The organism is Bartonella sp. AP65SXKL (genome assembly GCF_042195725.1).
Taxonomy (GTDB): domain Bacteria; phylum Pseudomonadota; class Alphaproteobacteria; order Rhizobiales; family Rhizobiaceae; genus Bartonella.
Window position 1 is genome coordinate 25,077 of sequence record NZ_JBHIOW010000007.1, and the last position, 12,379, is coordinate 37,455.

Genomic DNA, 12,379 nt, shown 5'->3' on the forward strand with positions numbered 1-12,379 from the left:
TAAATATGCAAAAAAGAATTTTCAAACTCTGTGAGAGATAATGCGTTTTCCGCCCGATTTCCTTAATGAATTGCGTACGAGACTCCCAATTTCAACAGTGATTGGGCAACGGGTGGATTTTGATCCTCGAAAAAGTAAGCCTTCACGGGGAGACTTTTGGTGTTGTTGTCCATTTCATGGTGAAAAAACGCCAAGTTTTCATTGTGATGATCATAAAGGGCGCTATTATTGTTTTGGTTGTGGTGTAAGTGGAGATATTTTTACCTTTTTGTGTGAGCTTGATGGATTGCACTTTTCAGAAAGTGTAGAGCGTTTGGCTGATTTTGCGGGAATAAAACTCCCTATTTTGGATTCACAAAGTCATAAACGTCAACTGGAAAAAGCTGACCTTTATGATGTGATGAAAATTGCTACAGATTTTTTTCAATATAATTTACGCGATAAAGAAGGTACGCAAGCACGTCGTTATCTGGATGCACGTGGTGTTACACCAGAGCTTGTAGAGCGTTTCCGCATTGGTTTTGCACCGGTAAGGCGTACAGCTTTGAAAGAAGCTTTGAGTGCACGGGGCATTTCAATAAAGCAAATGGAAGAATGTGGGCTTCTCTCAGTGCATGAGGAGAGCGCAGATTCTTATGACCGATTTAGAAATCGCATTATGTTTCCTATCGAAGATTTGCGCGGACGTGTGGTGGCTTTCGGAGGGCGTGCATTAGAGAAAGAGACACGAGCAAAATATCTCAATAGCCCTGAAACAGTGCTGTTTCATAAAGGAAATATACTTTATAACGCGGCAGCAGCTCGCAAAAATAGTCGCTTTGTTGGCGATGAAAAAATTCATTCACTCCTTGTTGTTGAGGGGTATATGGATGTCATTGCATTGACTAAAGCTGGTTTTGAAGGAGTTGTAGCGCCCTTAGGGACAGCATTAACGGAAGCGCAAATTGAGCTTTTATGGCAGATGGGGAAGGAGCCTATTTTGTGTTTTGATGGTGATGATGCTGGTTTAAAAGCTGCTTTTCGTGTTGCTGATCGTGTGTTGCCTCTTTTAAAGGCTGGGGTTTGTGTACGCTTTGTTTTGTTGCCACAAGGGAAAGATCCTGATGAAATTGTTTGTGCTGGTGGAGCACAGCTTTTTTCTTCTTTTTTGCAAAAAGCTATTCCTTTGAGTGAGCTTTTATGGTGGCGTGCTACCTATGGAAAGCATTTTGAAATTCCAGAGGCACGAGCAGCGCTAGAAAAACAACTAAAACAACAAATTTTTACGATTAAGGATGAAGATGTCCGTCGTTATTATTTGCAAGATGTAAAAAAACGCCTTTTTGATTTTTTTCGTCCCTCTTTTTCGAAAAAAAGGGGGGAAGGGCGATATGGTCAATCTTCACCAAATAGGACCTTTAAAGATCAAACCTTTTCTCTGTTAGCAAATTCTGAAATAGTACGAAATTCTTCGCAATCTATCCCTTTGCGTGAAGCAGTGATTTTACTTACTTTAGCTTACTATCCTGAGTTGTGGTATGAAAATTTTGAAATTCTTTCTGAGTTAGAATTAAAAAATACTCAATTGATAATTTTTCATCAAGCTATGTTGGAAATTCTTGGGGACCAACAGCTTCATGATAAAGAGACGATGGTTGTGTTCTTAGAAAAAAGAGGGCAAAAGGCTCTGTTAGAGCGTATGAAACATCTTGTGCAAAATATTGGTATGCGTATTATTCCTGGTGGAGCCCCTATAGAAGATGCGCGTGCTATATTAAAACAAGCTGTCTACTTGCATCTTCAAGAACACCACCTACATAAGAGGTTACAGGATATTGAAGAGCAACTTGTAGAAAATCCTAAGAGTGAGGTTTTTGATCTGCTTCGTGAGGTAAAAAATGAGCTGGAGCAGATGCAGGCAACAGAAGCGTTAATTGAAGGATTTGGAAGTTGGTTGGATGAAAAAATAGACGGGAATACACAAGATACGATAAAATGATTCGCTTTTTTAATGCGAATCAGTCACTTAAATTTTAGATGAGGAAGTTTATGTGGAGTGACATTTTTATAAAGATGACAATTAAATTTTAGGAAAAGCGGGTAAATTTTAGGAAAAGCGGGAAATTGGTTCTTACGATAGGGTGCAGAGATTATCTCAGAAGGGCTGAGAGGTGTCGGGGAAACTTCTGGAGTTTTCCCGCGTTTTTGTCTGGATGTCAAGCTTGTCTGGATGTCAGGGCGTATACAAAATGTATTCTTTCCAATGGTAATCTCTTAACAGGAAGTATATATGAGTAACTATTGGTAGATTTTAGTGAGAACAAAAAAAACTGGTCACATGGAAACTATGGTTACATGGAAACTATGAAGTGATCGAGTGGAGTTATGGTATGGCAACAAAGGTTAAACAGAAAGATAATGCAGAAGTAACAAACCAAGCGAGTTTGGATAGTCCTCTTCTTGATTTTTCTGATGATGCCATCAAGAAAATGATTAAACTTGCCAAAAAAAATGGTTACGTAACAATGGATGAACTCAATGCTGTTCTTCCTTCTGACGAGGTTACATCCGAACAAATTGAAGATATCTTGGCGATGTTCTCTGAGATGGGGGTTAATGTTGTGGATGATGAGGATGAAGTCGAGTCTGAAAATTATGAAGAAGAAGTTACGGTAGAGGGGGGTGATTTAGTAGAAGCCTCTAGCCACGCAATTGCAACGACAACGAATAAACGCGAAGTAACAGATCGTACGGATGATCCGGTGCGTATGTATTTGCGTGAGATGGGAGCTGTTGAGCTTCTTTCGCGGGAAGGCGAAATTGCCATTGCTAAGCGTATTGAAGCAGGGCGTGAGACAATGATTGCGGGACTTTGTGAGAGTCCTTTGACTTTTCAGGCTCTTATTATCTGGCGTGATGAGTTAAAAGAGCAGCGTATTCTTCTTCGTGAAATTATTGATCTTGAAACGACTTATGCTGGTCCAGAAGCAAAGCAGGCTCCTGTTATTGAGCGAAGTGAAGTTGATAAGACCGTAGAAGAAAAAATGTCTTCTGGTATACGTAATATGGGGGAGAGCGCAGGAGAGAGAAACATTGAAGACGATGATGAAGAGGACGAGGACGATGTTAACTTATCGCTTGCTGCAATGGAAAATGAACTTTGTCCTCAAGTTATGGAAACATTGGATTTTATTGCTCAAACCTATGTGAAATTACGAAAATTACAAGATCAGCATGTTGAAAGCAGTTTGGCAGAGCGTAAAGAGGGGGCTCTTACATCTTCTCAGAAGAAGAAATATATTCAATTAAAGGGTGAGTTGATTCAAGCAGTAAAATCCCTTTCTTTAAACCAAAATCGTATCGAAGCTTTGGTTGAACAGCTTTATGACATTAATAAGAGATTGATTCATAATGAAGGTAAGCTGAAACGGATTGCCAATAGCTATGGCATTGGCCATGAGGACTTTTTAAAAGAATACCAAGGGCGTGAATTGGACGCGGATTGGATGAATTATATTTCTGCTTTGCCTACACCTGGTTGGAAAGAGTTTTCGGTGCGTGAAGCAAAAGAAATCCAAAAACTGCGAAGTGAAATACAAAATCTTGCGCAAGAAACGGCTATTTCGATTGGTGAATTTCGTCGGATTGTTATGCAGGTGCAGAAAGGTGAACGCGAATCAACAATTGCGAAAAAAGAGATGGTAGAATCTAATTTGCGTCTTGTCATTTCAATTGCAAAAAAATACACCAATCGTGGTTTGCAGTTTCTTGATCTTATTCAAGAGGGCAATATCGGTTTGATGAAGGCTGTGGATAAGTTTGAATATCGGCGCGGCTACAAATTTTCAACTTATGCAACATGGTGGATTCGTCAAGCTATTACACGTTCAATTGCTGATCAGGCACGTACAATTCGTATTCCTGTTCATATGATTGAAACAATTAATAAAATCGTTCGTACCTCGCGTCAGATTCTCCATGAAATTGGACGAGAACCAACACCAGAAGAATTATCTAGCAAGCTTTCTATGCCGTTAGAAAAAGTACGAAAAGTTCTTAAAATTGCAAAAGAACCTATTTCTCTCGAAACGCCTGTTGGTGATGAAGATGATTCCCATTTGGGTGATTTTATTGAGGATAGGAATGCGTTATTACCAATTGATGCAGCTATCCAAGCTAATCTGCGAGATACGACAACACGCGTTCTTGCTTCATTAACACCACGAGAAGAACGTGTTTTGCGGATGCGTTTTGGAATAGGGATGAATACCGATCACACATTGGAAGAAGTGGGACAGCAGTTCTCAGTTACAAGAGAGCGTATTCGTCAGATTGAAGCAAAGGCACTTCGTAAATTAAAACATCCTAGCCGTTCACGAAAATTGCGCAGTTTTCTCGATTCTTAAATAAAAGAATTCGTGTGCATTTTAATAACTCCCTCTTTCTTCCTAATGAAGGGGGGAGGTGCTTCATGTTGTACTTGGATACTTTTTGAGAAAAACATAGGAAGAATTTGAACAATCTAGAAAGTTTTCGATGTTTAATGTTTTTCTTAGCTTTGGGGCTTTATACTTCTCTGTCTCAAAAGAATAGATATAGGGCAAAGGGTGGTTATGGAGTAGAGAGTAGGGGGCTTTCAAGAAATGAACGATAAAAACATTACCTTGCGTATAGCGCGGCTCGTTTTTAAGAAATGAGATCTGTTAGGAGTAAACTTATATTGCAACATACGGACTTTTTGATGAAAAATGTATGTTCTTTGGGGAATTTTTCTATCATTTTAGGTGACGCATTTTATTCTTCGTTAAGTTTACAAAGAGATGTTTCAATAGGTTATGTTCATTTATATGCGCTATTTTTGAATATTCTCTTTTTATTCAGATAGCTTTTAAGAACATGGTTTAAAGTATACATTGAGTTGAATCTTTTTAAGAGACAGAAATAGATAAAATTATAGAAATTAAACGTTTCATTTTTTATAGATCGTCTTAATTAAAAAAGGTGAGTCTGAGTTTATGAGTGGAGAACTTCCCTTTTGGAAAGTAAAAAAATTAGAAGAGATTTCCGTTTCTGAGTGGGAGAGCCTTTGTGATGGCTGTGGCTGTTGTTGTCTCCATAAAGTTGAGGACGATGATACGGGTGACCTTTATGCAACCAGTATTGCTTGTCGTCTTTTAGATGGGGAAACCTGCAGGTGTCGAGATTATGCTCATCGTAAATCAATTGTACCAGATTGTATATCGCTAGACATTACGACAGTTAAAACAGCGCGTTGGCTCCCAGAAAGTTGTGCTTATAGATTAATTTATGAGGGAAAAGATCTTCATTGGTGGCATCCATTGGTATCAGGGGATTGTCAGACGGTACATACAGCGCATATTTCTGCACGCGGACAAATAGAGATTTACGAAGACGAATTATTATCTGAGGAAGATTATCTTTATCACATTACTGGTCTTCTACGTGAAGGCCAGTAATATGATTTTTTATACAACTTGTTTGTGACTTAATCGATCGCAAAGACTACAGTGACGCTCACGTTATAATTTAATTCACCACCTGCAAAATTTGTATTTGCATAGCTTACATCTGCTGCTCTACTCATGAGACGTGGTGTTGGGTGATAGTAATCATCCTTTTCATTGATTTCAATAATTTTTCCTAATTTTAAATCGGCTGCTTGCGCTATCGTTTGCGCTTTTTCAATGGCTTCAGTAATGGCTTTTTTACGTGCTTCTTGATAAAATGGTTTTGTATCTGCGTTGGTAAAAGTAATGCCGTTAACTGAATTAACACCTAGTGTCATCGCTTGATCAAAGATTTTACCAGCATTGGTAAGATCACGAATGCGCACGGTTAAAGAATTTGAAACATGATAGAGTTTTTCATTATTCTTTTTTTCGTGGTGTTTATCAGAGGTTGACTGATAAATGGATAAGCCTGATGTTTGCAAATCATTTGCTTGGATGCCATTGTTTTTAAAAGCGTTTATAATATCATTGATGGATTGATTATTGGAAGCTAATGCCTTTTGGGCAGTTTTGTCATAGGTAACAACGGCTAGATTAATAATGGCCATATCCGGTGCTGCTTGACTTTCTCCGATTGCTGTCACTGTAATCGTTGCATTTTTCATTTTATTTTCTTCAGCATAAGCACGTACAGTCAACGATGTGGCTAAGAGTGTAAATGCTAATATAACTGTTTTAACCAGAGAACTCTTCAGTGGTTGAATTTTCTTTTCTATCATATCTATACCTTTATATTTGTCAGTTAATTATTCTCTCATTTTTAAGAGTTTTTGTAAAGAAATTAGAGCACTGAAAAAAAACCAATAGAAAAGAGAAAAAGATGGGTTATAATCTTTGTCAGCTCTTGTATCATAGGGCATTTTAGTTTAGAGAGAAACAACCTATTTAGGGCCTGTAGCTCAATTGGTTAGAGCCAGCGGCTCATAACCGCTTGGTTGGGGGTTCGAGTCCCTCCGGGCCCACCAATAGGGAAATGTACAATAGAAAAATGGATCGCTTATATAAAAGTTTTGAGATTCTACCTTTTTCGTTTTTTATTTATTTTCCTGTTTGTTTTAGAAGCTTTTGGTCGTTGTTTGTTGCAGTTTTTTCTCTCAGTTGCTTTAATATGATGGTATGTTTTCTTAGTCTCATCAAAGAAGTTCTCTCATTTGCAACCTTTTAGCATTTGGATTAACTGATATGGGGCGCTATTTACTTTCTTAATTCATATACTGTTTTGTACTTTTTCTATATGGTGTTCTTCATAAAATAGAAGGCTAAAAGCTTCATTGGATAAGTTTATTTATACTTGTTCTGCAAATAAACAGACCTCAATAAAACCAATTTTAAAGATTGTACCTGTTCAGAACAAATGGCTCAAAAAACATTTAGTGTAAATTTGCTTTTTTCTAAGTGATGTTAATGTCTTTTAGACGTTCGAATAGCATCATTGTGATGAAAGGTTAGTGTATAAGAGAATGTGATCTATGGGCATTCATATGTATCATGGGGCAACGATGATAACATTTGTTGTTATTTTCTTTTTCCCAAGAAAGGAATTCTATTTAATATCTTGAGAAATATTGTTCATAGTGACGGTGGCGTGTTTTTTGAAAAGAATTTTATTAATTGTTCTTTGAAAAGTCAATTGAGTGATTGTTTCTATCGCTTTGCATCATCCAGATTCTATTGTAATAAGCATTTTATTATTCTGTAAGAAATGTTTTCTATGATATTGGAAAATTTGTTAAAATGCCATTTTCTGTTTTTGTGTATTTTTTGCTTAATGTTTAAATTATAGAGTTTTCATGTGATCCGAATTATTATTGAAGAGCAGATGTCTTTTTTGATTTTACTCTGATAAGGAATTGGCAATATTGCGGTAACCCTAGCACTTTTTTGTATTGCTAACATTTTTCTCGTATTGATCGTATAGAGAGTTTTATCTTTATTATGAGTTTTTTCTCTTATGAAAAATTATTGGCAGGGAGGGTGTTTTTTTGGAAAAGTATACTTCTTCTTCAAAGCCATACTTTTAAAATATAATTCTTCATTTGCATAAGGGAATTTCTCTCTTGTTGTAAATCTGTATAAAATTTACGTACAAAGATTGTGCGTGGTGATTCGTTTTATTTTTTTGATAGTATCATTTTTGCTTATGATAGAGACTTATATTAGTATTTACAAGGTGCGTTTAGAGGGGAGGTTACCTGTAAATGTGTTACAGAGTTTTAGGTAGTGTGGCTCTGTTTATAAGAATTTATTCCTATAACATTGTTATATTCTCGCTTTGCAATATTGTTAAAAAAACATAGATGGTGCTATGTAGAATAAATTGTGATGTATTTTTTTCAAAAAAGCTTTTTCGTGTTCTCTTATATAGAGTTCAGAAGTGTCTTCAGGGATATTTTCACATTAGTTTTTATTGGTCCGAATCGCAAGATCTGCGTAACATTATTCGCGTTTTTGATAGATTATACCAATTTTCATAAGAAGGTCTGGATCGTGTGATGCTTTCTGTTTCACCATGGTACATGACTAATAGAACTTCATCTGATTTTGTAAAATAAGTTTGTACACAATTGCTTCCATACTGCCTATTGCAAATATTTTTTTCTAAGGTATGAGATATATTTTAAACGCTTTAGCGTTATATAGTGTGACTACATGGAGTATGACTATGAAGAATGATAAAAAATTTGAAACAACTTTATCTGATATTATTGTGAAATGGGAGTCTTTATCGACGTCTCAAAAGCAAGCGATATTGGATAAAGTAGAAAATGCTACAGATTCTGCTCATTCAACAGAACATTTAAGGCTTCAATCTTCTTTTTATCTCCAGACGAAATCAAAGTTATGAGTTTTAAGTCTTCATCGGAGATGTTGAAACCAGTTATTACATATATGGCACTAGCATTTCCCAGTGTATTCAAAATAGCCATGAGTTTATCTACAGAAGGCCTCTTGCCTCCATTTATCATTTGTTGGACGTAATTTTGTCCACAGCCTGCAGCTCTGCTTATTTCAATCATTGTTCGTCCGTCACTTTTTATCAATTCAACTAAGCGTTGGAACCAATCTTTTTCAGTCTTTGTCATTTTTAGACCTTTACATATTTACGCTATAGCGTTAATATTGCGTTGCGAATCCAGAATATATGATACAAGGAGCGTGAAAATATCCATGTGTAGCTCTTCGCTAAGGAAGCATATAGAGTTGTTTTTAACTAATAACAAAATGTCCCCATACACTTTCAGATTCGAATCAATAAAAATGGTTGCTTAGTTCCACGGTTGTGAAAAAGTAAATGTGTATACCAGAAAGGGCGATACACACTCGTATGTTTATGAGATTTCACTATGATAGTATACGTAGCAGCATTATAAATCAAGATATACCCCAACATCAGAATTTGTAAAAAAAATTCTGATGTTGGGGTAGTGTGTGAATATAACGAAGCTTTAGAGCCTTAAGAGATAGGATAATGGCTGTAGAAAAAATGTAAATTGCATAGACAAAGAATACTGATTTCTTCTTTATTGTAATAAATTAGATCACTATCAGATGGTATATCGTATATATGCGTAAAAAAATGGGAAATATCAAAAAAGTGATCTTGGATATTTTATTAAACAGGAAGGTAATCTGATCCACAAAGGTGGTTGTTTGGTAGAATTGTACATTCGATCAATGCCCTTATGGGGATGAATGTGTTTTTATGATGCTGCGGTTTATAATGAAGTCTGTGTTTATAATGATATTGTTATTGATAACAATGCATTAACATATGGTTGTTTAGTCGTTCGTAAGAGTTCGCATGTTTATGAAAAATAAGAACTTTATCGTTATTTGAATATGAGTGGAGATGCATATGTTTATGCTAATGCGGTCTTTTTTGATCAAGTTTTGAATGCTCAATGTATTGAATTTTGTGGTGATACTCGTGATTTTAGAAAGGCTCGAGTTTATAATGATGCTTTAGTTTGTGGTGATGTAAAGATTTGTGGGAAGGCAAAATTTTACAGAAATGCTGTGCTTTGTGACACTGAAGATTTTTGTAATAATGAAAAACTTTCATATATAGCCGCATTCCACATGGCGTAAAAAAGGAAGATAGGAACGATTTGGGCAAGGCTTGTATGATTGGATTGCGTCGTTAGTTTTATTTGACGTTCCTTATTTTTTGTATTTTGTGTCAATAAATGTGTCGCAAATAATTGGTGTGAGTGTAGATTTAGCCGCTTTCAGAGATTTGTTTGCGTCATTTATCAATGCTTTAATGGAGAAAATAAGAACGCCGAGAGTGACTGATCACTCTTGGAACATGCAATTTATTGCATTCTTTTTTTGATTGAGGATGAAACAAATTGGTCAAGATGATCACTTGAGCGACAATTAAGGGAGATCCAAATGAGTGTAAACGAAATTTTATTGGGAGCAATGATTGTTGTTTTGTTGTGCAGCGGGGTTATATTTCGATTTTCTTTATATTATCGCAGTCAAGTGAAAATTTTAAAAGAGGAATCTAGAAGAATAAAGCATGAGTTTTTAAGAGATTCTATGAAGATGACTGAAGAACGAGATAGGGCTATTAGAGAGCAAAGTATGGTGATTAAAAGACGCGACCAAGCAATTGAAAAACTGAAAAAACAAATTAAGCAATATGAAAAAAATGAAAAGAAATATAAAAAAATGCTTAAATCTGAAGATGATAAAGAGTGATTGTATTCATATTTTGCATTAAAGGGTTTGGAAATGTGTTAGGAAGATTGGAATGACGAGAGAGATAAACTTTAATGAAGCCAATTATGGTGCTGATGGAGAGATTGTATTGGAAGAGAATATTCAAGTTTACTCTGATTTTATGACAACATTTAAGGTTATAAGACAGAGCGTCGTTGATCATAAAATAAGAGTTTATGATGATAAACCAGTTTATAGGTAGGCTAGTTATTAAAAAGCGCGTCTATACAATCCAGCAATTTTATATTATTGCTGGAAACAGTTTTGCACGTTCTTTTTAGATGTAAGGTATAAATGCTACGATAGTTTCAGCTAATAGGTATAAAAAATTGCATGATAATAGAAAGAAAGAGATATTTGCTTTTTATGAAGATGAAATGGGTAAGTCAGTTATGATTATCAGATACAGAAGAGGAATATGAACGTAAAAGATATTAATATCTTTTAGAGTAAATATATTTCTCATTGATGATTTATCTTCTCTTCATGTGCGTTTATTTTTTATGAAAAATACAAAACTTAAGAGATTTTCTTTTTGATAAAGGCTATAGAGATTTGAGTATGATTGAAAATAAACATATAATCTGTAAGAATATGAATGTTCTTTGTGAGTGTCAGAAATAATACAAAAACTTCCTCTCATTGAGGGCAAATCAATCACTTTTCATTTATCACAAAAGTAACTACCATACCATTATACAAAATAAACGCTTGTTTTAATGGTAAAGAACGTTAGGACTGTAGTTCTCTAATAAGAGCCTTATGTGTAATTTCTTTTATTTGCTCAATATTGATTAGGATATCTTGTTTTGTTGGATAACCTTTACTAGAAAAAGCAATTTTTTGTGCATCTCCTGAGATTAAACGCCAGTACCATTGATTGTGAACTCCTTGAAACACCTCAAAATACATGCTTCCCACCTCATAAAATAGCTGATAATTTTCAGGATAAATATTTAACTAATCCGCTTGTAAACATTAATGTATGTCTCTCTAGGAAGTCGTCAATATATTCCCCTTAAATTTTCTGACCTTAAAAAATAATTTCTATGAGAGCTATTATTCTTTTAACAAGAAAAAATTTATTGTCAATAAGATATGAATGAGAATTTTATACTATAAAATTATTTTTTTTAATTTAAAGACACTATACTTTCATTTACAACGCAAATATTTTTCTGTCGTTACAGAAATAAAGTTTATAAATTATATAAAACTTCACCAGCACGGATAAAGTAAAAAAATACTTCTTTCCATACTGGTGTTTAATCATTTCTTGCTTTTTCTTTTGAAATAGACGTTTATTGATTAGCTATAACCTCTTTTTGGGATACGCTTCGAATGAGTAAATCAATGAATAAGCTAAGGGTATAAGAATTGGCCATTTTAGCTTTCATATCGATAAGAGAGGTTGTAGTTTTAGAGTTAAAACCATTTGATAAACCTTGTCTTGACAAATATTGCTGCAATTTTTCATAAGAACTGTCGATTTTTTCTTGATTTAGTTTTTCGTTACGATCACTATCGGCAAGTGTTTCTTCCAGTCCCTCGATTTTTTTAATAAAATAATTCCAGTCAAAATCACCTTTTGTATATTCGGTGTCAAACATTTTTCCTTGTCCAGTTAAAAGCCAATTAATATTGACACCATATAACGTGCGGTATGTTTGTAAGACACTAAGATTGGGTTCTCTCTCTCCACGCTCATAAAAAGCAATGGAATTTTTTGTCATGCTAAAACTTTTAGCTAAGGTTTCACGCGATGGATCGCCTAAAGCAAGACGTACATAACGTAAACGTTTTCCAAATATGGTTTTTGATTCAGTTTCAGGACGTGCCACGAATTATCTCCCTCGGTAAATCATCATGGTATAAATCATTAAATAATAAAAGCACACTATGTATTAATATTCTATGATATAATGTCAATATTATAGCTTTAATTTCTTGTTATTTTTTTTATTTGTGTAGATAGAAAGCAATCTTGCACTTATTGTATTGACAATTGATATTCACTTCAAAACAAAATTCCTTGTTGCTACATTTGTCTCTTGCTTTTTTTGAGAGAATTTTCATGTAATTTTACCATATATATTCTATACACCTCTGCATTAATAGATGCAACTTTAAAGAGATGCAAA

Annotated in this window: 12 protein-coding genes and 1 tRNA gene; 9 read left to right on the forward strand and 4 right to left on the reverse strand. The window is 34.9% G+C overall.

Going from position 1 to position 12,379, the window contains the following annotated elements:
• The first annotated feature begins 40 nt into the window (after positions 1-40).
• The 3 genes from dnaG to ACFIMP_RS05625 all read left to right on the forward strand — a co-directional run bounded on the left by dnaG (position 41) and on the right by ACFIMP_RS05625 (position 5,456).
• Positions 41-1,978: a DNA primase gene (dnaG, locus tag ACFIMP_RS05615; protein WP_375668334.1), complete on the forward strand. Its 1,938-nt coding sequence runs from the start codon at positions 41-43 to the stop codon at positions 1,976-1,978.
• A 391-nt stretch (positions 1,979-2,369) separates the two neighbouring features.
• Positions 2,370-4,385, forward strand: a complete 2,016-nt coding sequence (rpoD, locus tag ACFIMP_RS05620) for an RNA polymerase sigma factor RpoD (RefSeq protein WP_375613401.1) — start codon at positions 2,370-2,372, stop codon at positions 4,383-4,385.
• 609 nt (positions 4,386-4,994) lie between these two features.
• Entirely contained in the window at positions 4,995-5,456 is a 462-nt protein-coding gene (locus ACFIMP_RS05625; protein ID WP_375686119.1) for a YcgN family cysteine cluster protein, read from the forward strand.
• A gap of 29 nt (positions 5,457-5,485) precedes the next feature.
• On the opposite strand, the gene ACFIMP_RS05630 is transcribed toward ACFIMP_RS05625, so the two are convergent.
• Positions 5,486-6,229, reverse strand: a complete 744-nt coding sequence (locus tag ACFIMP_RS05630) for an SIMPL domain-containing protein (RefSeq protein WP_375613351.1) — start codon at positions 6,227-6,229, stop codon at positions 5,486-5,488.
• 169 nt (positions 6,230-6,398) lie between these two features.
• Here ACFIMP_RS05630 and ACFIMP_RS05635 point away from each other — a divergent pair.
• Positions 6,399-6,475 (forward strand) — tRNA-Ile (locus ACFIMP_RS05635).
• A gap of 1,697 nt (positions 6,476-8,172) precedes the next feature.
• A complete protein-coding gene (locus ACFIMP_RS05640) occupies positions 8,173-8,355 on the forward strand; it encodes a hypothetical protein (protein ID WP_375611974.1) in 183 nt (60 codons plus the stop codon).
• Here the strand turns inward: ACFIMP_RS05640 and ACFIMP_RS05645 are convergent.
• Positions 8,279-8,593, reverse strand: a complete 315-nt coding sequence (locus ACFIMP_RS05645; protein ID WP_007347852.1) for a helix-turn-helix domain-containing protein — start codon at positions 8,591-8,593, stop codon at positions 8,279-8,281. The two genes, ACFIMP_RS05640 and ACFIMP_RS05645, sit on opposite strands and share 77 nt — an antisense overlap.
• 610 nt (positions 8,594-9,203) lie before the next feature.
• On the opposite strand from ACFIMP_RS05645, the gene ACFIMP_RS05650 reads away from it, so the two are divergent.
• From ACFIMP_RS05650 to ACFIMP_RS05665, 4 genes are all read left to right on the forward strand, one after another.
• Positions 9,204-9,329: a hypothetical protein gene (locus tag ACFIMP_RS05650; RefSeq protein ID WP_375613352.1), complete on the forward strand. Its 126-nt coding sequence runs from the start codon at positions 9,204-9,206 to the stop codon at positions 9,327-9,329.
• Positions 9,330-9,350: 21 nt separating this feature from the next.
• Positions 9,351-9,599 carry a hypothetical protein gene (locus ACFIMP_RS05655; RefSeq protein WP_375613353.1) on the forward strand — a complete coding sequence of 83 codons (249 nt, stop codon included), beginning with the start codon at positions 9,351-9,353 and terminating at the stop codon, positions 9,597-9,599.
• A 306-nt stretch (positions 9,600-9,905) separates the two neighbouring features.
• Positions 9,906-10,217: a hypothetical protein gene (locus ACFIMP_RS05660; protein ID WP_375613354.1), complete on the forward strand. Its 312-nt coding sequence runs from the start codon at positions 9,906-9,908 to the stop codon at positions 10,215-10,217.
• A gap of 52 nt (positions 10,218-10,269) precedes the next feature.
• Positions 10,270-10,440, forward strand: a complete 171-nt coding sequence (locus ACFIMP_RS05665) for a hypothetical protein (protein WP_375613355.1) — start codon at positions 10,270-10,272, stop codon at positions 10,438-10,440.
• 530 nt (positions 10,441-10,970) lie between these two features.
• On the opposite strand, the gene ACFIMP_RS05670 is transcribed toward ACFIMP_RS05665, so the two are convergent.
• Together ACFIMP_RS05670 and ACFIMP_RS05675 are read right to left on the reverse strand one after the other, a co-directional pair.
• Complete coding sequence (locus ACFIMP_RS05670) at positions 10,971-11,150, reverse strand: YegP family protein (protein ID WP_142416545.1); 180 nt, start codon at positions 11,148-11,150, stop codon at positions 10,971-10,973.
• Positions 11,151-11,539: 389 nt separating this feature from the next.
• The gene (locus ACFIMP_RS05675; protein WP_375628802.1) at positions 11,540-12,079 is read right to left on the reverse strand and encodes a helix-turn-helix domain-containing protein; all 540 of its coding nucleotides are present in this window, start codon (positions 12,077-12,079) and stop codon (positions 11,540-11,542) included.
• Between the last annotated feature and the right edge of the window lie 300 nt (positions 12,080-12,379).